The sequence below is a fragment of the Micromonospora sp. CNZ309 genome (assembly GCF_002846525.1).
Genome location: NZ_PJNG01000001.1, coordinates 1,112,198 through 1,138,876 on the forward strand (window position 1 = coordinate 1,112,198; position 26,679 = coordinate 1,138,876).

19 protein-coding genes are annotated in these 26,679 nt (G+C 74.5%); all 19 read left to right on the forward strand.

Going from position 1 to position 26,679, the window contains the following annotated elements; genetic code table 11:
• The first annotated feature begins 64 nt into the window (after positions 1-64).
• Positions 65-1,255, forward strand: coding sequence for an ATP-binding protein (locus CLT72_RS04290; RefSeq protein WP_101409609.1), 1,191 nt, complete (start codon positions 65-67; stop codon positions 1,253-1,255).
• Entirely contained in the window at positions 1,252-4,914 is a 3,663-nt protein-coding gene (locus CLT72_RS32515) for a vWA domain-containing protein (protein WP_358168532.1), read from the forward strand. Before CLT72_RS04290 ends, CLT72_RS32515 begins: the two co-directional genes overlap by 4 nt.
• A complete protein-coding gene (locus CLT72_RS04300; protein WP_199184476.1) occupies positions 4,911-6,812 on the forward strand; it encodes an SWIM zinc finger family protein in 1,902 nt (633 codons plus the stop codon). The genes CLT72_RS32515 and CLT72_RS04300 overlap by 4 nt, the downstream gene beginning before the upstream one ends.
• 315 nt (positions 6,813-7,127) lie before the next feature.
• Positions 7,128-8,135 (forward strand): glycoside hydrolase family protein, encoded by a 1,008-nt coding sequence (locus CLT72_RS04305; RefSeq protein ID WP_101409610.1) that lies wholly within the window; start codon positions 7,128-7,130, stop codon positions 8,133-8,135.
• Positions 8,136-8,403: 268 nt separating this feature from the next.
• Positions 8,404-8,793 (forward strand): peptidase inhibitor family I36 protein, encoded by a 390-nt coding sequence (locus CLT72_RS04310; protein WP_101409611.1) that lies wholly within the window; start codon positions 8,404-8,406, stop codon positions 8,791-8,793.
• A 96-nt stretch (positions 8,794-8,889) separates the two neighbouring features.
• Positions 8,890-10,800: an ABC transporter ATP-binding protein gene (locus CLT72_RS04315; protein ID WP_101409612.1), complete on the forward strand. Its 1,911-nt coding sequence runs from the start codon at positions 8,890-8,892 to the stop codon at positions 10,798-10,800.
• Entirely contained in the window at positions 10,793-12,580 is a 1,788-nt protein-coding gene (locus CLT72_RS04320) for an ABC transporter ATP-binding protein (RefSeq protein ID WP_101409613.1), read from the forward strand. Before CLT72_RS04315 ends, CLT72_RS04320 begins: the two co-directional genes overlap by 8 nt.
• 206 nt (positions 12,581-12,786) lie before the next feature.
• Positions 12,787-14,028: an aspartate aminotransferase family protein gene (locus CLT72_RS04325; RefSeq protein WP_199184477.1), complete on the forward strand. Its 1,242-nt coding sequence runs from the start codon at positions 12,787-12,789 to the stop codon at positions 14,026-14,028.
• Entirely contained in the window at positions 14,025-14,996 is a 972-nt protein-coding gene (locus CLT72_RS04330) for an inositol monophosphatase family protein (protein WP_199184478.1), read from the forward strand. The genes CLT72_RS04325 and CLT72_RS04330 overlap by 4 nt, the downstream gene beginning before the upstream one ends.
• Complete coding sequence (locus CLT72_RS04335; RefSeq protein WP_101409614.1) at positions 14,993-16,015, forward strand: zinc-dependent alcohol dehydrogenase; 1,023 nt, start codon at positions 14,993-14,995, stop codon at positions 16,013-16,015. The genes CLT72_RS04330 and CLT72_RS04335 overlap by 4 nt, the downstream gene beginning before the upstream one ends.
• Complete coding sequence (locus tag CLT72_RS04340; protein WP_101409615.1) at positions 16,012-17,967, forward strand: beta-galactosidase; 1,956 nt, start codon at positions 16,012-16,014, stop codon at positions 17,965-17,967. The genes CLT72_RS04335 and CLT72_RS04340 overlap by 4 nt, the downstream gene beginning before the upstream one ends.
• Positions 17,949-18,854 (forward strand): ScbA/BarX family gamma-butyrolactone biosynthesis protein, encoded by a 906-nt coding sequence (locus CLT72_RS04345; RefSeq protein ID WP_101409616.1) that lies wholly within the window; start codon positions 17,949-17,951, stop codon positions 18,852-18,854. The genes CLT72_RS04340 and CLT72_RS04345 overlap by 19 nt, the downstream gene beginning before the upstream one ends.
• Positions 18,851-20,209 (forward strand): amidase, encoded by a 1,359-nt coding sequence (locus CLT72_RS04350; RefSeq protein ID WP_101409617.1) that lies wholly within the window; start codon positions 18,851-18,853, stop codon positions 20,207-20,209. The genes CLT72_RS04345 and CLT72_RS04350 overlap by 4 nt, the downstream gene beginning before the upstream one ends.
• Positions 20,203-21,390, forward strand: a complete 1,188-nt coding sequence (locus CLT72_RS04355; RefSeq protein ID WP_101409618.1) for a cytochrome P450 — start codon at positions 20,203-20,205, stop codon at positions 21,388-21,390. The genes CLT72_RS04350 and CLT72_RS04355 overlap by 7 nt, the downstream gene beginning before the upstream one ends.
• The gene (locus tag CLT72_RS04360) at positions 21,387-21,797 is read left to right on the forward strand and encodes a nuclear transport factor 2 family protein (protein WP_144082178.1); all 411 of its coding nucleotides are present in this window, start codon (positions 21,387-21,389) and stop codon (positions 21,795-21,797) included. The genes CLT72_RS04355 and CLT72_RS04360 overlap by 4 nt, the downstream gene beginning before the upstream one ends.
• A 162-nt stretch (positions 21,798-21,959) precedes the next feature.
• Positions 21,960-22,727 (forward strand): helix-turn-helix domain-containing protein, encoded by a 768-nt coding sequence (locus tag CLT72_RS04365; RefSeq protein WP_101409620.1) that lies wholly within the window; start codon positions 21,960-21,962, stop codon positions 22,725-22,727.
• Positions 22,728-22,753: 26 nt separating this feature from the next.
• Entirely contained in the window at positions 22,754-24,148 is a 1,395-nt protein-coding gene (locus CLT72_RS04370; RefSeq protein ID WP_101409621.1) for an NAD(P)/FAD-dependent oxidoreductase, read from the forward strand.
• A 173-nt stretch (positions 24,149-24,321) separates the two neighbouring features.
• Positions 24,322-25,503: an MFS transporter gene (locus tag CLT72_RS04375; RefSeq protein WP_158241959.1), complete on the forward strand. Its 1,182-nt coding sequence runs from the start codon at positions 24,322-24,324 to the stop codon at positions 25,501-25,503.
• Between the two features lie 100 nt (positions 25,504-25,603).
• Complete coding sequence (locus CLT72_RS31480; protein WP_144082179.1) at positions 25,604-26,665, forward strand: hypothetical protein; 1,062 nt, start codon at positions 25,604-25,606, stop codon at positions 26,663-26,665.
• Positions 26,666-26,679: the final 14 nt, after the last annotated feature.

The following is a 26,679-nucleotide window of genomic DNA, read 5'->3' on the forward strand; positions in this document are numbered from 1 at the left end:
GACGTCGCGGCGCCGCCGACCCCTGTCCCGAAACACCCCCCAAGAGGAAGATCGAGGAACACCCGTGACCGTGACGGAACACGTCCGCCCCTCCGAGGCGCCGGAGACCGCCGCCCAGGTCCTCTCCGCCGAGCAGCGGTACGCCGACGAGCTGGCCTTCCTGGCCGCGTACGACGACGGGGCCCGGCCGCCGGGCTGGGCGCTGACCCCGCGCGCCGTGGTCACCTTCATCCAGGGCAGCGACGGTGAGGCGCTGAAGCTGCCCGCCGAGCGGCGTACCGGCCCCGACGGCACCGAGCTGCCGGCCAGCATGACCATTGCGGCGAAGTTCGTCGGCGAGCGGAGCCTGGTCGAGCGGTGCGTGGTCACCCTGGCCGGCGAGCGGGGCCTGCTGCTGGTCGGCGAGCCCGGCACCGCGAAGTCCATGCTGTCCGAGCTGCTGGCCGCCGCGGTCTGCGGCACCAGCGCGCTGACCGTGCAGGGCACCGCCGGCACCACCGAGGACGCCTTCCGCTACGGCTGGAACTACGCCCTGCTGCTCGCGCAGGGCCCGACCCCGCAGGCGCTGGTCGACTCGCCGGTGCTGACCGCGATGCGTACCGGCCGGGTGGTGCGCATCGAGGAGGTCACCCGCTGCCTGCCCGAGGTGCAGGACGCGCTGGTGTCCATCCTGTCCGACCGGCGGATGAACGTGCCGGAGCTGTCCGGCACCGAGGACGGCCTGATCCGCGCCCTGCCCGGGTTCACCGTGATCGCCACCGCCAACCTGCGCGACCGGGGCGTGTCGGAGATGTCCTCGGCGCTCAAGCGCCGGTTCAACTTCGAGACCATCCACCCGATCGCCGACGCCGACGTCGAGACCGACCTGGTCCGCCAGCAGGCCACCGCCGCCGTGCGGCGCGCCGGTGCGGCCTACACCGTGGACGACGCGGTGCTGGACGCCCTGGTCACCGTGTTCCGCGACCTGCGTTCCGGCCGGTCGGGCGAGGGCTGGGACGTGGAGCGGCCCGGCACGGTCATGTCCACCGCCGAGGCGGTGCAGGTGGCGGTGTCGCTCGGCCTGTCGGCCGCGTACCTGCCCGGCGGGGACGCGCTCGACCTGGTGCCCGGGCACCTGCTCGGCGTGGTGCGCAAGGACGACCAGAACGACCACGCCCGGCTGCTCGGCTACTGGGACGGCCCGGTCCGCCGCCGCGCCGAGGACGGCTCGGCGATGTGGCGCCGGCTCTGGGACCTGCGGGAGAGCCTGCGGTGACGACCCTCTCCCGTACCCCCGGCGCGCCGCCGACCGCCGGACCGGTGGCCGTCGACCCGACGGCGGCCGACCCGCGCGCCGTGGTCGACGCGCTCGCCGGTTCGCTCCGCCCGTACCTCATCGGGGTGCGGCACCACAGCCCGGCGCTGGCGGCGGCGGTCCCGGCGCTGCTGGACGCCGCCGGGGCCGAGGTGGTCTGCGTCGAGCTGCCGGCCGACTTCCAGCGCTGGCTGCCGTACCTGTCCGACCCGGCCGCGCGGGCCCCGCTGGCCCTCGTCGGCAGCCACGGCACGGACGGCCCGATGGGCTTCTACCCGTTCGCCGACTTCTCCCCGGAGCTGGCCGCGCTGCGCTGGGCCCGGCAGCGCGGCGTCGAGGTGCTCTGCTGCGACCTGCCGCTGGCCGACCGCGGCTGGACGGCCGACGGCACCGAGCCGGCCACCGGCGCCGACCCGGGCGCCGGTGGCGGGCCCGAGCCGGACGGCGGTGAGCCGGTGCCCGGCCTGCGTCGCTCCTACGCCGCCGCGCTCAGCGCCAGCGGCACCGGCCGCGACGGCGACGACCTGTGGGACCGGGTGGTCGAGGTGCGCGCCCCGGGCAGCGCGCCCGAAGCGCTGCGCCGGGCCGCGCTCGGCGTCGGCTGGGCGATGCGCACCGACAGCGCCAGCCACGGCGGCGTACCGGCCCGGGACCTGGCCCGCGAGCGGCACATGCGCCGGGTGCTGGCCGAGGCCGGCGCCGACGGCCGGCGGGTCGCCGCCGTCGTCGGCGCCTTCCACGCGCCGGCCCTGCTCGCCGCCGCGCCGGCCGCCGACGCCAGCGTGGCGCCCGGCCGGCCCGGCACCGCCGCGACCGATCCGGTCCGGTCCGTGACGACGCCGCCCGGACCCGCCGCCACCGACGGCGGCGCGACGGCGGTCACCTCGCTGGTGCCGTACGCCTTCGACCTGCTCGACTCCCGGTCCGGCTACCCGGCCGGGATCCGCGACCCGCGCTGGCAGCAGTCCGTCTTCACCGCCGCCGGCGACCCGGAACGGATCCGCGCCGCCGCCGCCCGCGCGGTCACCGACCTGTGCCGGGAACTGCGCGCGGCCGGCCACACCGCCGGCACCGGTGAGGCCACCGAGACGGTACGGCTCGCCGACGACCTGGCCCGGCTGCGGGACCTGCCCGCCCCGGGCCGGGGCGAGGTGCTGGAGGCGGTGACCACCGTGCTCGGCCAGGGCGAACTGCTCGGCCGGGGCCGGGCGCTGGCCCGGGCGCTGGAGACCGTGCTGGTCGGCGCCGAGCGGGGCCGCGTCGCACCCGGTACGCCGCGCTCCGGACTCGGCCCGGCGGTCGAGGCGGAACTCGCCGCACTGCGGCTGCCCAGCCCGGACAACCCCAAGGCCCGCGAGGTGCGGCTGGACCCGCTGCGTACCGAGCTGGACGGGCGGCGGGAGATCCTGCTGCAACGCCTCCAGGTCTGCGGCGTCGGCTACGGCGAGGCGATCGCGGTGGCCGGCACCGGCGACGGTGCCGCCCTGACCACCCGCTGGCAACTGGCCTGGACGCCGTCCGTGGCGGCCCGACTGGACCTGGTGGGCGTACGCGGGGTGACCGCGGCGCTGGCCGCGGCCGGCACCCTGCGGGAACGGTTCCGCCGGGAGGCCGCCGACGGTGGCCCCACCGCCGCGCAGCTGCTCGTGGGCCTGCGCGACGCCGCCCGGTGCGACCTGCCGGACCTCGTCACCGACCGGCTCGACCTGGCGGCCTCCGTGCTGCCGGGCACCGGCACGCTGCCCGAGCTGCTGGCCGCGCTGGACCTGCTGGAGGCGCTGCGCCGCGAACACCTGCCCGGCACCACCGCCGAGGGCCGGGCCCGGGCGGCCGAGCTGGCCGTCGTGCTGCTGGACGCGGCGGTACGCGTATTGCCCGGCCTGGCCGGCAGCGACGCCCCGGCTGACGCCGCCGCGCTGGTCGACCTCGCGGTCCGCGCCGGCGAGGACCGGATCGGCCTGCGCCTGGACGAGGCGCTCGACCACCTGGCCCGCGCCGGCTCGCCGTTGATCCAGGGGGCCGCCCTGGCCGCCCGGGTGCTGCTCGAACTGACCGACCTGGAGACCCTGGGCACCCGGGTGGCCGGCTGGGTCGACGCGGCGACCGGACCGGACACCCGCCGGCACCTGCACCGGCTGCTCGGCGGTCTGCTCACGGCGGCGCACCCGCTGCTGCAGTCCGCCCCGGCCGCGCTGGACCCGCTGCTGGAGCGCGTCGAGCGGCTCCCCGACGCCGACTTCCTGGACCGGCTGCCGGCGCTGCGCGGCGGATTCGACGTGCTGACCCCGGCGGCCCGGGACCGGCTGCTGCACACCGTCACCGACCGGCTCGGCGACCGGCTCGACCTGAGCCTCTCCGCCCCGCCCGAGCTGCTGGCCCGGTGGGCCGCCGCCGACGCGGCCGGCCGGGCCGCCCTGCTCGCCCGCCACATCCCCGTCCCCGGCGCACCGAGCGGCTGCACCGACGCCGAGGTCGGGGCCGCGCCCGGGCCGGACACCCCCGAGGCCGGGCTCACCCCCACCGACCGGTGGCGGCTGCTGCTCGGCCGCCAACCCGACCGGCTGCCGGCCGACGCCCGTCGCTACGCCCGCGCCCTGGACGAGCTGTACGGGGCGGGCCAGGGCGAGGGCGCCACCGACCTCGGGCAGGCGGCCGGCGGCGGCCAGGAGGCGTCCTTCCCGACCGCCCGCGAGTGGGCCGACGAACTCGAGGCGCTGTTCGGCACCGCCGTCCGCGAGGAGGTCATCGCCCGGGCGGCCGAGGACGGCCGTAGCGACGTGCTCACCGAGCTCGACCCCGCCGCCGTACGTCCGTCGATGGAGCTGCTGACCTCGGTGCTGTCGCTGGCCGGCGGGCTGCCCGAGGGGCAGCTGGCCAAGCTGCGTCCGCTGGTGCGGCGGCTGGTCGAGGAGCTGACGAAGCAGTTGGCCACCCAGGTCCGCCCCGCGCTGACGGGGCTGACCAACCCGCGTCCGTCCCGCCGCCCCGGCGGCCGGATCAACCTCGCCCGTACGCTGCGGGCCAACCTCGCGCACACCCAGCGCCTCGGCGACGGCCGGACGGTCGTGGTGCCGCAGCGACCCGTCTTCAACAGTCGCACCCGCAAGGAGGCCGACTGGCGGCTGGTGCTGGTGGTCGACGTGTCCGGCTCGATGGAGGCGTCGGTGGTGTGGTCGGCGTTGACCGCCGCCGTGCTGGCCGGGGTGCCTGCCCTGTCCACCCACTTCCTCGCCTTCTCCACCGAGGTGGTCGACCTGACCGACCGGGTCGACGACCCGCTGTCGCTGCTGCTGGAGGTGCGCGTCGGCGGTGGTACGCACATCGCCGCCGGCCTGGCCGCCGCCCGCTCGCTGGTGACCGTGCCGAGCCGCACCATCGTCGCCGTGGTCAGCGACTTCGAGGAGGGCTACCCGCTGGCCGGGCTGCTCGGCGAGGTCCGCACGCTGGTCAGTTCCGGCGTGCACGTGCTCGGCTGCGCCGCGCTGAACGACCGGGGAGCGCCCTGCTACTCGGTGCCGGTCGCCCAGCAGCTCGTCGCGGCCGGAATGCCGGTCGCCGCCCTCAGTCCGCTCGAACTCGCCCGCTGGGTGGGCGACCGCATCCGCGGAGGATCACGTTGACGCAGCGCACCGCCACCGCCGTGGACACCGACCGGTTGCCGGCGGTGCTGCCGGCCGTCGCCGCCGCGGCGGTGGCGGCCCTGCCGTCCCGGCTGCACAAGCGGCTGGACGCCGCCGTCGAGCGGCTGGCCGGCGCACCGGTCGGCCCCCTCGACGGGGGCGTGTCGGTCGACTGCGGACCGGAGGCGCTGGTCACCCTGACGCCCGGACCGGCAGGCGCGGTCACCGACCCGGACCAGGCACGGTGCAGCTGCCTGCTGTCGCCCCGCTGCCTGCACCGCACCGCCGTCCTGCTGGCCTGCCCGGTCGCCGATCCGGGCAGCCACCCCGGTCCGGCGGCCACCGCCGCCGCGTCCCCGACGCCGGAGCGCGCCGAGGCGGCGTCCGGCCGCACCGGGCGTACCAGGAAACCGGCTGGCGCGGCACCGACGAAGGCGCAACGGGCCGCCGCCGACGCGCTGTGGCGGGCGGGCGCGGCGGTGCTCTCGGCCGGCGTGCCGGCCGCCGGGGCGGTGCCGCAGGCCGAACTGCTTCGGGCCGCCCACGGCGCCCGGCTCGCCGGCCTGCCGCGGGCCGAGAGCGCCGCGCTGCGCACGGTGCGTGGCCTGCGCGCGCAGCGGGAACGACAGAACGGCCATCGGCTGGCCGAACTCGTCGAGGTGCTGCACGACCTGCTGTACGTCGCGGGCCGGCTGGCCGCCGGCGACCCCGACCCGGCACTGGTCGGCGTCCTGCGGCGGGCCTACCAGCCGGACGGCTCGCTGGAGGTGCACGGGGTCTGCCGGGAGCCGGTGATCAGCGCGACCGGGTACGCCGGGGTGGTCACCCACCTGCTCGCCGCCGACGGCCGTCAGCTCTCCTTCGGCGACGTGAAACCGGGCGGGCCGGACCGGGCCCGGGACTGCGCCCGGGCGGTCACCGAGATGGGCGCGGTCTCGGTCAACCACGCGGTGCTGTCCCGCGGTGGCCTGCGGATCACCGGCACCACCGTGTCCCCGGACGGCCGGCTCGGCGCCGGCAAGGGCGTGCGGGCCACCCCGCTCGCCGGCACCGACTGGGCCACCGGGGCGCCGGCGGAACTGTTCGCGCGACCGCTCGCCGAGGTGGTGACCGCCCAGCTCGCCACCGAGGACCCGGAGGACCCCGGCCGGGCGGGCACCGCGCTCGTCGGCGGCGACCTGGTGGTGGTGGGTGCCGTCGGCGACCAGGTGCTGGCCCGTGAGCTGGCCCCCGCCACCGACGCCGCAGCGGAGCGCGCGCCGGTGCCGGACGGGCCGCTGATCCGGCTGGTGCCCGTCGACGCACACCCGGCGCTGGCCCACGTGGCCAACCTGCGGCGGCTCGCCTCCCGGCCCGGCCTGCGGGTCCGGGTGGTCGGCCGGCTGGACCCGGACCGGGCCAGCACGCTGCGACCGCTCGCGGTCGGCCCGGTGCCCGGTGCCGCCGCCACGTTGCGGCTGCCGGCGGACTGGCACGGCCGGGCGGACCTCGGCTACGACGAGATCCAGGGCGGGCACCTGCCGCCGCGCGACCCGGTTGCGACGACCGGGCCGGTGCTCGCCGTCGGCGCCGACGCGGTCGCGGAGTCGCCGCTGTGGCGGGTCCGCCGGCTGGTGGAGCTGGCCGTCGCGGGCGGCCGCCGCGCCGTCGCCGAGGCGGCCCGCGCCGACGGCGCCGGCCCGGCCGGTCCCCTGCGCCGCGCCGGCTTCACCACCGCCGCCGCGCTGGCCGCCGCGCTCGCCGACGAGTCCGACCGGCGCGGCCGGGACGCGTTCGGTCGGCTCACCGATCCGGACCCAAACCGGTACGCCTGGGCCTGGCTCGCGGCGACCGTCCACCTCGCCGCCGCCGAACGGGAGTTGATCCGGTCCTCCTGGACCTCGCCCGCCCTCGGCTGACGCGCCGACGCCGACCACGCCGGCGCCCGCTCGAACCCCTGGGCGGGCGTCGGCGTTCCGCTTTGTCGTCGATGCCTCCGCACGCGTGGGCGCACCCGCCGGCGTGGTCGAGGTCGGCCGGATTGCCGTGCTAATTCGTATTAGCACCTTGACGCGGCGGAGCGGGCGCGCGCAGACTCATCGATCAACGAGCCCGATCGCGACGGGCGTGCACACCGTTCGGCCGCTCGGCGAGGTGGGGTGTCACCCGACCCGTCGCGGCCGCTCCGCTTCCCCTGCCCCCCGTCGGCTCGGCCCACGAACGGAGGGAACGCGATGACGCGTACCCCTGAAGGATCCTTCTCCCGACGCGCGCTGCTGCGTGGCGCGGCGGCCGCCGGGATGGCGACCGCGACCGCCGGCGCCGGTCTCGCCGCGACGCCCACGCCGGCGTTGGCCGGCCCGGCCGGCTTTCCCACCTACCGGTACGTGCGCGACGCGTTCGACCGACCGTTGCGCTACAACCCCACCGGCGAGTTCATCTTCCCGTGCGTGCGCGGCGTCTACGACAAGATCAGCGGCTATCTCGGCCGCTACTACCTCTACTACGCGCCGCACGACGCGCCCGGCGGAATCTGCCTCGCCTACGCCGACCGGCTCGAGGGCCCCTACACCGAGTACGCCGGCAACCCCGTCGTCGACCGGGTGCTGCCGACCACGACGGTGAGCCACGTGTCGTCGCCGCACGTCGTGTGGGACGCGCCGACGCGACAGTTCTACCTGTACTTCCACGGCGAGAACCACACGACCCGGGTCGCCCGTTCGACCGACGGCATCCATTTCACCAACGAGACGCCGATCCTGTCGACGAATCTGGTGCCCAACACGACGGAGACCTCGTACGCGCGGGTCTTCGAGCACCCGGTGGCCGGCAAGGGAAACCGCTACGTGATGGTGTTCATGGGTGCCCACACGGTGCGGCCCGGCACCCGGAAGATCTTCTGGGGTTGGTCGCCGAACGGCTGGAACGGCTGGCAGTTCGCCCCGAACCCGTTGGTGTCACCGTCGGGCGACGGGCTCACCGACATCTCCGCGCCGCACCTGCTGAAGCGCAACGGCACCGCGTACCTCGCCTATCACGGCAGCAGCGGCAACATGTACCTGACCGAGGTCGGCAACAACTTCGACCGCGAGGTCCACCTCGGTGTGTTCCACCGGCCGATCGCCTCGGACAACGGTCGGGTGGCGTCGCCGACGTTCGGCACCGACGGCGGCGTGGAATACCTGCTGTACGAGGCCGGGCCCCGCCTCGACGCCAGGATCTGCGTGGCGCGCGCGGTCTGACCTGCGCCGCCCGGCTGCTCCTGCGCGCCGATCAGGCGCGCGCCCGAAAGCGCGGAAACGACTGCCTTGTCGCCGACATAGGCATGAACTACGATCAATCTTTGTGCCCGGTATCGACGTGGCGGACCCGGCGTCTGGTTTCCCGATCTGCCGATCGCCCCGGGGCCTCGCCGCGTCCGGTGTGCCCGCCCGTCCCGCCGGGGCTCCGCGCGCGTACGCCCGCTCGTCGGGGACACCGGCCGCGCGTCGACCGCCAACCACGTGAAGGATGGAGATCACCGTGATCCTGGGCAGGTCAATCGCAGTCAGCGTACTGTCGGCCGCGGCTCTCGTGGCCACCGTCGGCGCGAGCGCCGCAGCGGCGGCCCCCACCGCCGATTCCTCGTGCTCCTTCGCCCGTACCCTGTGCGCCTGGGACCAGCAGTCGTACCAGGGCACCCGGTTCACGGCCCAGGCCGCCAACCCGACGGTGGGCACCTGCGTGAACCTGGCCGCGCACGGCTGGGGCGACGGGCGGGTGAAGTCGGCACGCAACACCGCCAGCATGCCCGCTCACCTCTACTCCAACCAGGACTGCACCGGCACCTCGTACGCGATCATGCCGGCGGCTTCCTACTCCTCCATCACCTTCGCGTCGCAGAGCGTCTACGTCTACTGACGACACCGACGGGGTGCGGTCCGAGGGGCTCGGGGCCCACCATCGGCTGCCGACCGGCGGGGCCGGCGGGCCGACCATGACGTCACGGGGGCGGGCATGATCGATCAGGACGACGCGGTCGGTCGTTCCGTCTGGACCGAGTTCACGCGGGGCATGCGGGGCCGCTGGCGGCAGCGCCGGGACATGCTGCGGCTGTTGCCGAGCGCCGGCGCGGTCGTCCTCGGGTGCGCGGTGGGGGTGCAGCTCGTCGCCGGGCTGCTGCCGGTGGGCTTCGTGCTGGCCACCTCCTGGGTCATCGCCGACGTGCCGAGCGCCGTCGCGGCCGGCATCGACTCGGCCGAGTGGCGGCGGCTACGCGACCATCTGGTCGCCGCCGCGGCGCTGTTCTTCGCCATCCAGCTCCTGCTGCCGGTCCAGGCCTTCCTCGGCGTGCTGCTGCGGCGGCGCATCGACGACCGGATCCGCGATCGGTTGATGTCGGACTCCTTCCGGGGTTCCGGCATCGCCGCCCTGGAGGATCCGGAGATCCTCGACCAGGCCGCCGACGGCCTCACCATGCTGCGTACCGACAACTGGTCGCCCGGTGCGGCCTGCGCCGGCTTCGTCGCCCTGCTGTCGCGCTACCTGCAGACCGTTGCCGCCGCCGTGGTCATCGGCGTCGTGTACGCGTGGTGGGCCGGCGCCGCCGTCCTGGCCGCGGGCCTGACCATCCGCTTCGGCTACCGACTGGGCCTGTCGGTGTTCGGCCGAATCTTCATGTCGCACCAGCGGGTGCGGCGACGCCGCTTCTACTTCCGCGACCTGCTGTTCACCGCCGGCGCGGCGAAGGAGATCCGCGTCTTCGGGCTGCTCGACTGGATCGGCTCGCGCTACGCGGATGCGTTCATGCAGAGCTCGGTGCCGGTCTGGCGGCAACGGCGACGGATCTTCTACGGCCCGTACGTGCTCTACACCGCCGCCGCCCTGCTGCTGCTCGGCGGCAGCCTCGCCGCGGCCGCCGGGGCGACGGCGAGGGGCACGATCACCCTCGGCAGCTTCATGATCGTCATGCAGGCGGCGCTCTCGTCGATCCGGATCGGGGGGTTCATCGCCGACTCCGACGTGCAAACCGAGTACGGCATGAACGCCGAGACCGCCCTGCGTCGATTCGGGCAGCTCACGGCCGAGGCCGCCGCCGTCGAGCGCGGCGGCGCCGCCGTGCCCGACGACCTGCCGACCCGGGAGATCCGCTTCGAGCAGGTCACCTTCCGGTACGCCCCGGACTCGCCACCCGTGCTGGACCGGCTCGACCTGACCATCCCGGCCGGCGCCTCCCTGGCCGTCGTCGGCCTCAACGGCGCCGGCAAGACCACCCTGGTGAAGCTGCTCGCCCGGCTCTACGAGCCCGAGTCGGGGCGCATCACCGCCGACGGCGTCGACATCCGCACCTTCGACGCCGCAGCCTGGCAGCGCAAGGTCGCCGCGATCTTCCAGGACTTCGTCCACTTCGAGTTGTCCGTCCGCGACAACGTCGGCTTCGGCGCGGCGGGCCGGCCGGACGACGCGGTCGTCGAGGACGCCCTGCGTCGGGCCGGCGCCCTCGACCTCGTCGCCGCGCTGCCCGCCGGCCTCGACACCCGCCTCTCCCGCCAGTACGCCGACGGCACCGAGCTGTCCGGCGGGCAGTGGCAGCGGATCGCGATCGCCCGCGCCCTGATCGCCGTGCACGACCGCGCCCGCGTGCTGGTGCTCGACGAGCCGACCGCGGCCCTCGACGCCCGCGCCGAGGTCGCCTTCTTCGAGCGTTTCCTCGACCTCACCCGGGGCGTCACGAGCCTGGTCATCTCGCACCGGTTCTCGACCGTGCGCCGCGCGGACCGCATCGCCGTACTCGAACACGGCCGGGTCGTCGAGAGCGGCACCCACGCCGAACTGCTGGCCCTGGGCGGCCGGTACGCCCAGCTGTTCACCCTGCAAGCCGCGCGCTTCACCGACGACGCCCCCGAGGAGGAGACCGCGGATGCGTGACCTGTGGCGGGGAGTCACCGGAGTGCTCGCGTCCTCCTGGCGGGTCAGCCCGGGGCGGCTGCTCGTCTCGGCGCTGCTCATGCTGCTGGGCAACGTGAGCGCCCCGCTGATCGCGGTGTTCCTCGCCGTCACGGCAGACGCGGCGCTGCGGGGCGACACCACCCTCGCGGCCCGGACGGCGGCGGCGGTGGCGCTGGCGGCGCTGCTCAGCCTCACCATGGAGCACTTCGCCCACATCTTCTTCTTCGAGCTGGCCGACCTGCACCACCTGCGGGTCGAACGCGAACTCGGTGAGCTCGCCCAGGGCGTACCCGGGCTGGAGCAGCTCGAGCGGCAGGACTACGTCGACCGGATGGAGTTGCTGCGCAAGGAGACCTGGGAGCTGGGCGCCGGGGTGCAGCGGGTGCTCACGGCGATCACCCTCTCCGTCCAGATCGCGCTCACCGCCGTCCTGCTGGCCCGGCTGGAGCCGTGGCTGCTGGTGCTGCCGCTCTTCGCCGTACCCCCGCTGATCGCGGGTCGCCTCGCCGAGGCGCGCCTCGAGCGGGCCGAGCTGGCCACGGCGGAGTCGCGGCGGCTCGGCTGGCATCTGCTGGAGCTGGCGGTCAGCGCGGCGGCGGCCAAGGAGATCCGGCTCTTCGGGCTGCGCCGGGTGCTGCGGGAGCGGCAGGCCGCCACCCGCTCCCACGAGGACGCGGCGCTGCGTCGGGCCGAGGTGTTCGGGCTCGGCCTGCGGCTGCTCGGCCAGCTCGTCTTCGCCGTCGGGTACGTGGCGGCGGTCGTCGTCGTGGTGCGCTCGGCCATCGCGGGGGAGCGTACGGTCGGCGACGTGGTCCTGGTGATCACGCTGGCCGTGCAGATCAACGCGCAGGCGGCTGGGGCGGTGGCGGTGGCGGGCCAGCTACAGCGCAACGCCCGCACGATGGGCTGGGTCCGCTGGCTGCGGCGCGAGTCCACGCGGGCGGCGGACCCGGTCGTCGCCGACCGGCCCGTCCCGCCGACGCTCACCGAGGGCATCCGCTTCGAGCAGGTGGCGTTCCGCTATCCCGGCACGGATCGCGACGTGCTGCGCGACGTGTCCGTGCACCTGCCGGCCGGCTCGACCGTGGCCATCGTCGGCGACAACGGGGCCGGAAAGTCCACGTTGGTGAAGTTGTTGGCCCGGTTCTACCGGCCGACCACCGGCAGGATCACCGTCGACGGGGTGGATCTGCGCCGCCTCGACCCGTCCGCGTGGCGGGGGCGTATCACCGCGGGCTTCCAGGACTTCGTGCGCCTCGAGGCACCCGCGCGCGAGAGCGTCGGCGTCGGTGACCTGACCCGTCTCGACGACCCCGCGGCGGTGCCGGCGGCGGTGGAGCGGGCGGACGCGCAGGCGGTGGTCGACCGACTTCCGGAGGGCCTCGACTCGCACCTCGGCAAGTCGTACGAGAACGGCGAGGAGCTGTCCGGCGGTCAGTGGCAGCGGATCGCGCTGAGCCGGGCGATGATGCGCCGGGAGCCGTTGCTGCTCCTGCTGGACGAGCCGACGGCGGCCCTCGACCCGCTGACCGAGCACGCCCTGTTCGAGCGCTACGCCACCCTGGCCGGCAAGGTGCGCCACCGCACCGGCGGCATCACCGTGCTCGTCTCGCACCGTTTCTCCACGGTACGCATGGCGGACCTGATCCTCGTCGTCGCCGACGGTCGCATCGCCGAGGCCGGCGGCCACCAGGAGCTGATGGCCCGCGGGGGCATCTACGCCGAGATGTTCGGCCTCCAGGCGTCGACCTACCGGTAGGGCTGTCCGGGCCGGCCCGGAAATAGCAGGCCCCATCGATCTTGACGATCTTCCGTAACCTGGAAACAGGTGCGGATTTTCGTCCCTGCGGGACGCGCCGTTGCGGCCCGCAGGAAATGTTGACTCATGTGTGCGGGCGGCCAATCATCGGTGGCGTCAACCGAACGACGTCAATAAGGGTGTTGATGCAATCCTCTGTCGCGGACATGTTCTATTACGAGTTGACCGACCAGCGGATGGTGCGAGGTGAGGGCATATATCTGTACGACGACGCGGGTGGGAGCTACATCGACTGCGCGTCGGCCACCTTCAATCTGAGTCTGGGCTATTCGCACCCGGCGGTCGTCGGGGCGATCCAGAAGCAGGCCGAATCCCTGATCCACCTCACGTCGTCGTTCCGCAACGAGCCGGTGGAGGGTCTCGTCCGCAGGCTCGTGGCCTGTTCCCCGGAGGGTCTCTCCAAGGTCCACCTCAAGGTCGGAGGCGGGTCGGAGGCGAACGAGGGCGCGATCAAGATGGCGCAGGTCGCGACCGGCCGGCGGGAGGTGGTGACGCTGTTCCGCAGCCATCTCGGACAGACCATGATGATGACGTCGATGTCGGGAAACGCATTCCGCAAGGCGCCTTTCCCGCTGCTGTATCCGGGCTCGGTGCAGGTGCCCGACCCGTATTGCTACCGGTGTTTCTACGGCCAGCGGCGCAGCACCTGCGGGCTGATGTGCGTCGACCGGCTGGACGACTTCCTGGAGTACGCGAGCGGCGGCCAGGTGGCGGCGGTGATCCTGGAGCCGATCTCCGGAAACGGCGGCAACATCGTCGCTCCGGACGGCTATCTGCCGAAGCTCAGGGAATTCTGCGATCGGCACGGAATCGTGCTCGTCCTCGACGAGATCCAGACCGGCGTCGGCCGTACCGGCCACATGTTCGCCGCCCAGCACTTCGGCGTCGAGCCGGACGCCATCACCCTCGGCAAGGGTCTCGGCGGCAGCGGCGCGCAGGTCGCGGCGATCCTCACCAACGACCGGCTCGCGGGACTGCCGTCGCACCACCACTCCTTCACGTACGGCGCCAACGTGCTCGCCGCGGCGGCCGCCAACACCACCCTGGAGATCGTCGGCCAGCCGGCGTTCCTGGCGAACGTACGGGCGACCGGGCGGCGCCTGCTCGACCGGCTGGGCGAGATGCAGTCCCGGTACCGCTGCGTCGGCGACGTCCGCGGCGTCGGGCTCATGATCGGCCTGGAGATCGTGGAACCCGACGGCTCCCCGGCCGTGGCCCTCACGGGGGAGATCGCCCGACGCGCGATGGAGCACGGCCTCATCCTGCGCACCTCCCGCTACGGCCACGGCAACGTGGTCAAGATCCGGCCGCCACTGATCCTGACCCCGCAGCAGGCCGACGAGATCGTCGACCGGCTCGACGCCCTGTTCGCGGCGGTGACCCGGTGACGGGCGGGCCGGCGATCCGGGAGCTGGTGCTGGGCTGCGCGCAGGCCGTACGGGCGGCGGTGGCCCGGCACGGCCGACAGGGGCGGCAGCGGCGCGTGCACGGCGACTCCCCGGGCGGGGACGCCCAGTTCGACGTCGACGAGGTGGCCGAACGGGCGGTGTGGGAGCACCTCACCGGCCACGCCCGTGAACCCCTGGCCGTCTACACCGAACACCACGGGCTGCGCCGCACCGGCCCGGACCCCGCCATCCTGCTGGTGGTCGACCCCGTCGACGGCACCCGGCCCACGTCGGCGGGCCTGGAGATGGGCACGGTGTCGATCGCGGTCGCCCCCCTCACCGCAGGGGCGCCCACGCTCGGCGACGTGACGGCCGCGCACGTGCTCGAACTGCGCAGCGGCGCCTGGATGTACGCCGACGACACCCTGCCCGAACCCCTGCGGCACGACGGCTACGACTGGCCGCTGCCACGGCTGAGCGGCACCCGCGACCTGACCCGGATGTTCTGGTCCATCGAGTTCAACGGGCACCCGATGCGACTGATGACCGACGCGTACGAACACCTCGTCGACGCCTCCGCCAACACCGGCGGCGTCTTCGTCTTCAACAGCGCGTCCTTCTCGCTGACGCGGATCGTCACCGGGCAACTCGACGCGTACGTCGACATCGGCAACCGGATCCTGCGGGACCATCCGGGGACCGAGGCGGAGTTCCGGCGCGTCGGTCGGGGCGGCATCCTGCACCTCTTCCCGTACGACATCGCGGCGAGCGCCTATCTCGCCAAGCGGGCCGGGGCGGTGGTCACCGACGCGTACGGCGACTCCCTCGACCCGATGCCCCTGCTGACGATCGATCCCGCCAGCCAGCGCTCCTGCGTCGCCGCGTCGACGCCCGAACTGCACCGCGCCCTGCTCGACACCATCCGCTGGGACCTGCCGGACCCGGCGAGCACAGGAGGTCACCGATGAAGGCCCTGGCACTCGGCCGCGACCGCACCCTCGAACTGGTCGACCGGCCCGACCCCGCGTGCCGCGCCCCCGACGACGTGGTGCTCCGGGTGGAACAGACCGGCTTCTGCGGCACCGACCGCGGGGTGCTGCTGGGCAGGTTCCCCGCCGTACCCGGCGTCGTCATGGGACACGAGGCGGTGGGGGAGGTGTGCGAGGTCGGCGCCGGCGTCAGCACGGTCCGGCCCGGCGACCGGGTCGTGGTCAACCCGACCCTCTACTGCGGTCTCTGCGACCGCTGCCGGCGCGGCCTGCTGAACTTCTGCGTCAACAAGGCGGGCACCGAGCTCGGCATCGACCGCGACGGCGCGTTCGCCGAGTACCTGCGCCTCGAGGAACGCTTCCTGTACGCGATCCCGCCCGACATGCCGTACGACCGGGCCGTCCTCGTGGAGCCGCTGGCCTGCGTGATGAACAACCTGGAGGCGGCCGGGACGCGTCCCGGCGACCGGGTCGCGGTGCTCGGTGCCGGGCCGATCGGCACGGTGGCGGCCCTGCTGGCCGACCGGTACGGCGCCACCGTGCGGCTGCTGGAGCAGGACCCGTTCCGGCGACGCGCCGCGGAGGCGTTCTTCCGCGACCTGCCCTGCCGTGCGGTCTGCGTCGAGGAGCCCGGCGGTGTCCCGCAGGCAGGCGCCGACGTCGTCGTCGACACCGTCGGCTCCCTGCTCGCCGAGGCCTGCGCGATCGCCGCCGACCTGGGCCGGATCGTCGTGATGGGCTTCGACGCACGGGCCACCGCCACGGTCCGCCCGCTCGAACTGCTGCAACGGGGCCTGACGGTCATCGGCGCCGGCGACTACAACAGCCTGCTGTTCGCCCGCGCCGTCGATACGGCGCGGTACCTGCCGCTGGAGGGAATCGTCACCCACCACTTCGGCTTCGACCAGGTCGACGCGGCGCTGGCCGCGCTCGGTATCGGAGCCGGTGCCGGGTACGCCGGGATGAAGGTCGTCCTGACGCCGGGAGGCGGGGCATGAGCGACACCCCCTTCCCGTACGGCATGGACCGGCCCGTGCTGTACGGGGAGTACCCGTACTACCGGGCCCTGCCGGAGCACTGGGACGCCAACCTGGCCGCGCTCGCGTACGCCGGCTTCGACGTCGTCACCTGCTACGTGCCGTGGCGGTTCCACGAGACGCCGGGCGGCTACGACTTCACGGGCGCCACCGGTGCCCAGCGCGACCTGCTGCGCCTGCTGCGGCTGATCGCCGCGCACGGGCTGCGTGCCGTCCTCAAGCCCGGCCCGTTCGTGCACGGCGAGGTGCAACTGGGCGGCCTGCCCGACCGGGTCAGTCCCAGCGTCGACCCCGGCCATCCTCCCGTACGCGACGCGGCCGGCGAGCCGGTCACGTCGCAGGGACGCGCGTTGCCCAGCACCTTCGGCCCCGAATACCGCGCACAGGTGCGGCGCTGGCTGCGCGCGGTCGACCAGCAGGTCCTCACGCCGCACCTCGCCCCACACGGGCCGGTCGTGGCCGTGCAACTGGGCAACGAGGGGATCTACAGCGACGCGGCCCGGCCCGCCGACGCCCACGACTTCGCACCACCGGCCGTACGCGCGTTCGCCGAGCGGCTGCGCGACGGCGACCCGGCGCTCGCCGAGGCCGCACTGCTGCCGCCGCGGCGCTGGCCGGCCGCGGTGCGCCTGGCCTGGGCGGGGCAGGCCGGCGCGGTGCTGCGGGAACAGTACGAGGAGCTGGCCGCCGGGCTCTCCGCGCCCGTCCGGGCGGTCGCGACGGTCAACCTGCCGTTGCCGAGCCTCGACACCCCGGGCAGCGCCGCCTCGTGGTTGCTGCGCACCGCGGAGATCGCCCGGTTGGGGCTGCGCGAGGGCTACACCAGCTGGGTGGGCAACGCCGCCCGGTCGAGGTCGGCCTTCGCGGCGCACTGGTTCGGTGTGCGCGCCCGCCGCTCGAGCAACGTGGAGGACAACTGGGGCTTCACCTGGACGGACGAGTCCTTCGCCCGTCCCGTCACCACCCTGTTCCACGCCCTGCTGGCACTCGGACTGGGCTCCGCGTCGTGCAGCGTCTACACCGCCTGCGGCACCGCCCACTGGGGTCCCGAGATCGACCTCGACCCCGCCGGGCTGCGATCGGAGGGCCTGGACCCGGTCGACTACGGGCCGCCGTACTGTCCCGGCGCGCCGCTGCACGAGGACGGCCGCACCGGGGCCAACCTCGCGGCCCTGCACACCCTGCGGGACCTGCTCCGCCGCCCCGGCACGCCGCACGGCGGCAGGTTCGGCGCCGACGTACGCCTGCTGGTGCCCGGGGTGCTCGCCCGCGCCGCCGCCTGGGAGGAGGCCGATGGGCCGGCCGGCGCGATCCTGCGGGGAGCCGTCGACGCGGCCTTCACCCTCATGACCGACCACCAGTACCGCGTCGACGTCATCACCGAGCAGACCGCCGGCCTGAGCCACCCGACCGACCTGTGGCTGGTGCCGCTCGGCGCGCAGGGGCCCGACGACGAACTGCTCGCCCTGCTGCGCCGGCACCGCGACGACGGCGGCACGGTCGTCGTGCTCGCCGAACGGGCCCGGCCCGGGTGGCCGGAGATCGGCGACGTGCTGGTGCCGATGGCCGTCGCGTACGAGACGCTGCCCCGGCTGCTGCCGGCGCCCCGCTACGCCCACCCGGGCAGCGATCCGGGCGTGGTGTTCGTGCACGAGGACGACGCTGGCGCGCCGGTGGGGATCTTCGCCTTCAACGTCACCGACCGCACCGTGACCGTGCGCCGCACCGTGCGCGGCCGGCCGGTGTCGGTGGAGCTGCCGCGCTCCGGCGCCGCGTACCTGTGCCCTGTCAACGAGACCTTCGAGGTCGTCACCGACACGAGCGAGGTCGACTTCCCGCCCTTCCCCCCGACAAGCGCGGCCATCGCCTTGTCCGTCCTCTCCGAGGAGACGCCATGGACCTGGCCCCGATGAAGGCCCCCGACATCAGGTTCGACCGGCTCGTGCCGCGGGCCCTCGTCGATCGCGGGGACACCACCACCGTCCTGATCACCGACTGGCACGCCGACGGCGACCAGCTGACCGCCGGGGCGGTCTGGTCCCGGCTCGGCGGCTACTACACCCTGCTCGACGACGACATTCACGATCCGCTGCTGGTGTTGGAGACCTTCCGCCAGGCGGCCCTGCTCATCGCGCACGTGGTGGACGACGTCCCGCTCGCCACCATGCAGATCATGCGGTCGGTCGAGTTCAGCACGACACGATCCGGGCTGGCCGTCACCGCGGAACCCACCGAGGTGACCGCGGTGCTGACCACCGAACGGCAGGGCCGCGACCGGCAGAGCATCCTGCAGACCGGCATCAGCCTGCGGCTCTACCGCGGCGGCGCGCTGATCGCGCGCGGCTCGGGACGGGCGGTCGTGCCGCCCGACGACCGGTACCTGCGGGTCCGTGGCCGCGACCCGGGCGAGGTCGTGCCGTCGCGGGCCGGGACGGGGCCGAGCGTGGAACCGAGGAGGGCCGGCCGACTCCTGGAGCGGGACGTGGTGATCTCACCGGGCACCGACGCCGGCCACTTCCACCTGCGCGTCGATCCCGAACACCCCAACTTCTTCGACAATCCGACCGACCACACGCCCGGCATGCTGCTCACGGAGGCGATGCGCCAGGCGGCGGTGGTCGCGTCCGGCGACCCGCACTACACGCCGCTCGCGTTGTCCGTCCAGTTCCTCCGTTTCGTCGAACTCGACGCCCCGGCCGACGTTTCCGTGCGGCCCGGGCCGGACGGTCTGCACACCGAGGTCCGCCAGTTCGACAGGGTGGCCGCCCGGGCGACCTGGTCGACCGTGGGCACGCCATGAACGATCTGATCCGGCTGCCCGCCCGCGAGGTCGTCCGTGCCCTCGGCCGCGGCGAGATCGACCGGTCGAGCGTGCTCGACGCGGTGGCGGACCGGCTGCGCCGCGTCGAACCGCTCGTCAACGCCGTGCCCACCGTGGCGGTGCAGCGGGCACGCCGGGACCGGCGGCGACCGTTCGGACCGCTCGCCGCGCTGCCGATCACGGTCAAGGACGTCGTCGACGTCGCCGGGCTGCCCACCACCTACGGCTCGCCGCTTCGCCGCGACGCCGTGGCCCGACACTCGGATCCCCTGGTCCGGCGCCTTGAGGAGCGCGGCGCCGTGGTGGTCGGCAAGACCAACGTGCCGGAGTTCCTCGCCGGCGCCGACACCGTCAACGCCCTGTTCGGGCGCACCCGCAACCCGTGGAACGGGACGCTGTCCTGCGGCGCGTCCAGCGGCGGCGCGGCCGTCTCGGTCGCCACCGGCACCTCCTGGTGCGCCCACGGCGAGGACACCGCCGGCTCGATCAGGATCCCGGCGGCCCTCTGCGGCGTGGTGGGACTGCGCCCGACACCCGGGCTGGTCACCGCCGCCGGGACCGGCGACCCCGTGCCCGGGTTCACCGTGCACGGGCCGATCGCCCGGGACGTCGCCGACGCGGCGCTGTTCCTGCGGGCGATGGTGCCGGACGGGGCGGTGCCGCACGTCGCGCCGGGCCCGCTGCGCCGGGTCGCCTTCACCGTCGACCTCGGCGGGCGCGTCCCCGTCACCCCGGAGATCGCCGCCAGCTGCACCCGTACGGTCGCGGCGCTGGAGGGGCTCGGCTACCGGGTGGAGGCGTACGCGCCGCCGGTCGACGGGGTGCACGAGGCGTGCCTGACGCTGCTGGCCCACCGCGCCGCCGTCCTGCACGGGGCACGGGTCGACCGGCACGGTGACCGGCTGGGGGCGGCCCTGCGCGCCGAGGTGGCGGCCGGACGCGACCGCACACCCCGGCAGGTGGCGGACGCCGGCCGGGCGCGTACCGACTTCGCCGGCCGCGTCCGGGCTTTGTTCGCCCGGTACGACGTGCTGGTCACCGCGACGTTCGGCCGGCCACCGTGGCCGGTCGGGGAGGGCCTCGACCCGCTGCCGGCGGGGGAGGAACTGGCGGCCGTCGCCGGCCAGTGGCCGCTGACGACGCTCGCCACGATGGCCGGCTGCCCGGCGCTGACGGTGCCCTGCGGCCGGACCGCGGCCGGCGACGCGGTGGGCCTGCAACTCATCGGCGCCCCGTACACCGACGTCGCCCTGCTGCGCGCCGGCCGTGACGTCGAGCGGGTGCGCGACGCGGTGCCCGCCCTGCCGGTCCTCCCGGCGGTGCCGGCATGCTGAGGCCGTACCCGGCGCCGCGCACCGAGCCGCTGCGACCGCCCCCGCAGTACGCGAGATGGCGCGCGGAGGGGCCGCTCACCCCCGTCGTGCTGCCCAGCGGCGCGACCGCCTGGCTGGTCACCCGGTACGAGGACGTGCGGCGGCTGCTGCGTGACCCGAGGCTGAGCTCGGACTCCGCCCGCGAGGGCTATCCGCGCTTCGGCGCCGCCGTCGAGACCGAGCCGCTGAACCGTACGTTCATCGGGTTGGACGGCCCGGCGCACGCGCGTCTGCGCCGGATGATCGCCGCCGAGTTCTCGGTCGCCGCCGTGCGCCGCACGCGTCCGACGATCGACGCGATCGCCGATGGGTGCGCCGACCGGATGGGGCGGGGTCCCCGGCCCGCCGACATGGTCGGCGCGTACGCCCTGCCGGTCTCGTCGCGGGTGATCTGCCACGTGCTCGGGGTGCCGTACGACCTGCACGAACAGTTCGAGCACCTGACCGAGGTGCTCACCGACGGCAGGCGGGACGACGAGGAGAAGCGGCGGGCTGGCGTCGCCATCACCGACCTGCTGCGCGACCTGGTCCGCGACCGCGCCACGAACCCGCGCGACGACCTCGTCAGCAGACTGATGGCGGAGCACGTGGCGACCGGCGGGCTGACCGAGCGGGAGGCCGTGGACAACGTCGCCCTGCTGCTCGGCGCCGGGCACGACACCTCGGCGAGCATGCTGGCCCTCGGCGCGCTCAGCCTGCTCGGTGACGAGCGGGAACGGGGCCGGTTGGCGGCCGGCGGCGAGCTGGACCGCACCGCCGTCGACGAGTTGCTGCGCTTCCACAGCATCATCCAGCTCGGGGTGGCCCGGGTGGCGACGGCCGACGTCGCCGTCGGCGGGCAGGTCATCCGCCGCGGCGAGGGGGTGGTGCTCAGCCTGCCGGCCGCCAACCACGACCCCGCCCGGTTCGCCGGGCCGGACGCGCTCGACCTGCGCCGCGACAACGCCCACCAGCACGTCGCCTTCGGCTTCGGCGCGCACCACTGCGTCGGCCACCTCCTGGCACGCGAGACGTTGGCGTCGGCGCTGCCGAGGCTGCTGCGGCGGCTGCCCGGGCTGCGTCCGGCCGTACCCGTGACCGGGCGGCACTTCAAGGAATCGATGGATTTCCACGGGCTCCGGACGTTTCCGGTGACCTGGTGAGCGAAGGGAACGACATGACCGACCCCGTACGCGATCTCGCGAGCCGCAACAGGCAGATCATCCAGGACAGCTACGACTCCTACTTCACCCGGCGGGACCTGACCTTCCTGGCCGAGGTCATCGACGAGGACTTCGTCCAGCACAGCCCGGACGCGCCCTCGGGGCGCGAGGCCTACCTGGAGCACCTGGCGGAGGCGGCGTTCGCCGGCGGAACCTGCTCCGTCAAGCACGTCCTCGCCGACGGCGACCTCGTCGCCGTACACCATCACATGACCCTTCCCGGCGACGACGGCGCGGGCCTCGCGGTGGTGGACCTGTGGCGGCTGAAGGACGGGAGGATCGTCGAGCACTGGGACGTGGAGCAGCCCGTGCCCGACCGGGCGAGGGTCCCCAACGGAATGTTCTGAGATCGCACCCGCGCAGGCGACCGTACCGCCGGTGGGCGGGGGCGACGCCTGCGGCGAGGGGGCCCGATCAGTTCATCAGCTGATGCCGCCCGGCAGGCCGGCGACACCACGAAGGGCGTGCCGGGCGGGCCACATCGATTCTTCGACAACGGGGAGACGAGCGTGACGATCGCCGCCAATTCCAACCGAACCGCCAATGATCGCGCCTTCCTGCTGCTCGACGCGATGGCCGCACTCGGGCCCGGCCCCCACCGGCTGCGGGACCTCGCCGCACAGGCGGGGCTGGAGCCGTCCACGGCACACCGGATCCTCCAGTCCGCCATCCGCGTGGGCACCGTGTCGAAGACGGAGCGCGGTCGGTACCTGCTGACCAGCCGCGCCGGCGGAGCCGACTGCGAGGTGGCGCCGGAGCCGTCGCCCGGCCCGTCGGTGCAGAACGGCACCGGCTCCATGCTCGCCCTCTCCCGGCGTACCCGGCTGCTGCTCGCGGCCCTGCAGAAGGCCACCGGCCAGACGGTGCTGCTGTACGTGCCGCTGATGCTGGACACACCGATGCGGTACTGCCTCGCCTACTTCGCGCCCCGCCGCGACGAGTTGCTCGGCGACGCCGAGCGGCAACTGACCTCCGACATCCTGTTCTGCGCACCGCTGTCGGTGGACGCGCCGGGCCGCGTCATGCTCGCCGGGCTCGCCGACGCGCGCGCCGCTGACCCGGGCATCGCCGCCATCCGCGCCAACGGCTACTCCTTCGGGCCCTCGCCGGTCGCCGGATGGCAGACGGTCACCGCGCCGTTGCGCAGGTACGGCCACCTCGCCGGGGCCGTGTGCGTCACCGGCCCGACGTCCTGGATGGACGGCCACCGCGACGAGGCCCTGCGTGAGCTGCTGCGGAGCACGGCCGAGCTGGCCGAGAAGATCGAACCCCTGTGACTGTCCCACCTGGTCGAGGAGCAGCCATGTACGGCCCCACCCATGCCGTCGTCGTCGGCGGAGGACTGGCGGGCATGCTCGCCGCGACCGTGCTCGCCGGGCATCCGACGGTGGGCACGGTCACCGTCGTCGAACGCGACGAGCTGCCCGACGACGCGACCGAACGCCGTGGCCTGCCCCAGGGCCACCACGCCCACGTGCTGATGTCCAGCGGGGCGCGGATCATCGAGGGCCTGCTGCCCGGTGTCACGCGAGCCTGGCTCGACGCGGGCGCGCACCGTCTCGGCCTGCCCCACGGCTACGTCATGCTGCTGCCCCAGGGCTGGCTGCCGCGCTGGGAGACCGAGGAGTTCGTGGTGAGTTGCAGCCGGGCGCTCCTCGACCACGTGGTGCGCCAGCGGGTCCGCCGCCGGGCGGGCGTGCGCGTCCTGGACCGCAGCCGGGTGACCGGCCTGCTGGGTGACGCCGGCCGGGTCACCGGCGTCCGCGTCCGCCGGGAGGGCGTCGACGAGGAACTGCCCGCCGCCCTGGTCGTCGACGCGTCCGGTCGGGCCTCCCGGTCCCCGCGCTGGCTCGCCGAGCTCGGCGCCGGACCGGTGACGGAGGACCTGGTCGACAGTGGTCTGCGCTACGCCACGCGGATCTTCCGCGCCCCGCAGCCGGCGGCCCGGGGGTTCCCCGTCGTCAACGTCCAGGCGGATCCGACGCGGCGCCGGCCCGGGCAGACCGCCGCCCTCGTGCCGATCGAGGGCGGCCGGTGGCTGGTCACGCTCTCCGGCACCCGTGGCGGCGAACCGCCGGCCGACGAACGACGCTTCGTCGCCTTCGCGCGCGGCATGCGCCATCCGGTCGTGGGCGACCTCATCGCGGACGCGGAGCCGTTGGGACCGGTCCGGGTGACCAACAGCACCGCCAACCGCCGCCGGCGCTTCGACAAGATGGACCGGTGGCCGGCGGGGTTCGTCGTGCTCGGTGACGCCGTGGCCAGCTTCAACCCGGTGTACGGCCACGGCATGTCCGTCGCCGCGAAGGAGGCCGCGATCCTGAGGGCGGAACTCGACCGGCTCGGGCTGGCCCCGGGGCTGGCCGGCTCCGTGCAGCGGGCCGTCGCCGCCGTCGCCGACGAGGGCTGGCAGCACGCGGCGGGTTCCGACATCCGCTTCCCGGACGTCCGGGGAGCCGCGCCGTCGACCATCGACCGCATCCGGTGGCGGTACCAGGACCGCCTGTTCCGCACCGCGCTGGACCGACGGCCGATCGCCGAGGAACTGATCAGGGTCTTCAGCCTCTCGGCGCCGTCGAGCCGGCTGCGCAGCCCGCGGGTGGCGCTGGCGACGCTTCGGGGCCCGCGCGCGGCGCCGCCGTCCGAACCGCCGTTCACGGCTCGGGAACTGGCGGTGGTGCGGCATGACGCGCTCTGAAGCGGGGCGGTCGCACGCGGTGTCAGGGCACGCGTGCGCATTGACAGATGTCGCTGTCAGTGTTACGAACGACCACGAAGCGACAACGGGGGGTTGGTTCGCAGTGCTCATGTCTCACGTCGTCCGCATTCCGGTCGTGGCTGCGGGGCCGCACCGCCCGACGACGGCCTGACGTGGTACGCCTGCGTCCCGTACCCGCCGTCGGTGTCGCGCCGATCAGGGTCACCTTCCTGCTCCACGGCGCGGTGCAGGGGGTCTGGGCCGCCCAGATCCCGGCGGTCCGGGAGAGCCTGCACCTGTCCGCCGGCGACCTGGGCTTCGCGCTGCTGCTCCAGGTCGTCGGAGGACTGGCGGCGTTGGCGTTCGCGGGTCGACTGGTGCGCCGCCACGGCGCTCCGGCGGCCATCCGGGTGGGACTGGTGAGCTACGTCCTGGTGCTGCTCGCCATCGCGCTGACACCCTCGTTCGCCGTCCTGCTCGGGGTGATGGTGCTGTTCGGCGCCACGGGAGCCGTGAGCGACGTGGCGATGAACGCCTACGCCGTCGCGGTCGAACGCGAACTCGACCGGCCCGTCATGTCCGGCCTGCACGGTGCCTGGAGCGCCGGGTCACTCGCCGCGGCCGCGCTCGCGGTGGCCGGCGCGACCGCCGGCCTCGGCCCCTCGCCCCTGCTCGTCGGCGCGGCGGTGCTGCTGCTCGCCGTCGCCGTTCCCGCCCTGGTCGGTGTCGTGGCGCTGGCCGAGGTCCCCGGGCCGCCGACGCGACGGCGACCGCCGCTCGCGCCGCTGCTCGGCCTCGGCGCCCTGGCCGCCCTCGCCATGTACGCAGAGGGCGCCGGAGCGGACTGGAGCGGGGTGTACGTCCACGACGTCACCGGGGTGGCCGCGGGACCGGCCGCCGTGGGCTACGTGGGCTTCGCGGCGGCGATGGTGGCGGGCCGGCTGGTCGGCGACGCCGTCGTACGCGTCGTGGGTCCGGTGACGACCGCCCGGGTCGCGGCGGCCGTGTCCGTCGTGGGGTCGGCGGTCGTGGTGGCCGCCGTGGCCGCCCCGATGGCCGTGGCGGGTTTCGTCCTGCTCGGCGCGGGTCTGTCCGTTCTGGTGCCGCTGATCTTCAGCGCGGCGGGCCGGCACGGCGGCGCCCGCGACTCCGGCTCGGCCATCGCCACCGTGAGCGCGATGGGGCACGCCGGCTGGCTGGTCGCGCCCGTTCTGGTGGGCCAGGTGGCGGAGTTCGCCTCACTGCGGGTGGCGTTCCTGACGGTGGCGCTCGCCGGGGTGGCGCTCGCGCTCGCCGCCGGCGCGACGGCTGCGGGGACGACGCCGAAAGGGGGAGGTGAGGCCGACGACGAATGAGGTCGGCACGCGATGACGGCGTACCGACCCGGCAGCCGACCATCGCACCCACCCGGGCCGTCCAGTCCGACCGCCCGCCGCACCTCCTGGGGAGATACAGATGACCGCCTTCCTCTACCACTTCCACGGCCTCGGTCCGTACGACTTCTCCGCCATGTCCCCCGACGACCTGGCCCCGCTCCAGCAGCTCGCCGCCGAGCGCGACGTGGAGATCGTCCCGACCATCTACCTCCGGCGGGAGAAGCTTCCGGCCCTGCGCGCCCTCGTCGAGCGCTACGGCGTCCTGTCCGCCGAGGGCGCCCTGCCCAACATCGCGGGCTTCGCGATCGAGGGTCCGCTGCTCGGTCCGGACGGCGGCATCCCCAGGAAGGGCAAGTGGCACCCGACGGCGGACGAGTGGCGCCAGCTCGCCGATCTCGGCCCGCACGGGCTGCGGTACGTGGTGATGGCCCCGGACGGCGCCGGGCTGGACGAGCCGCTCGACGCCGGGATGACGTTCGCCGACCTGCTCGACCGCTGCTACGACAACGAGGTGCGTATCGCCGTCGGGCACTTCCACCGCGACGATCCCGACCGCAGCGCCCGGCGCGTCGGCGAGGTGCTCGACTACCTGCACTCCCGCTACGAGTCGTCGCCGTACCTCGTGCTGACCGATCACCTCTACAACGACATGCCCCGCAGGTTCGCCCACGCCTGGCGGACGGAGGTGGCCCTGGCGCGCAAGCCGGAGCAGCTCGCCGCGGTCATCGGCCCGACCTGGACGCGGCAGAACATCGCCGAGCTGCTCGGGCCGGTTCCGGCTGCCGTGCTCACCGCGGCGCTCGACGGCCGGCTCATGCCCTGCCTCAACTTCGACGGGCGCCACGTCGACCTGGCCATCTGCCGCCGCACCGTGGACTTCCTCGGCTGCGACCGGCTCATCGCGCTGACCGACCACACCGAGATCGACACGATGGCCGGCGAGGTGTTGACCCAGGACGCCTACAGCCGGCTGCGGCTGCGCGACGACGGCGCCGTAGCGGCCGGCTCGTCCGGGTACGAACTCCAGCGGGCGAACATGCTCTCCATCGGCCTGGACGCCACCCAGATCGACCAGCTGTTCCGCCGCAACCCGAAGGCCGCGGTGGCGTACCGGCCGAAGCGACAGACCGCCCGGGTGTGAATCCCGCCGAGACG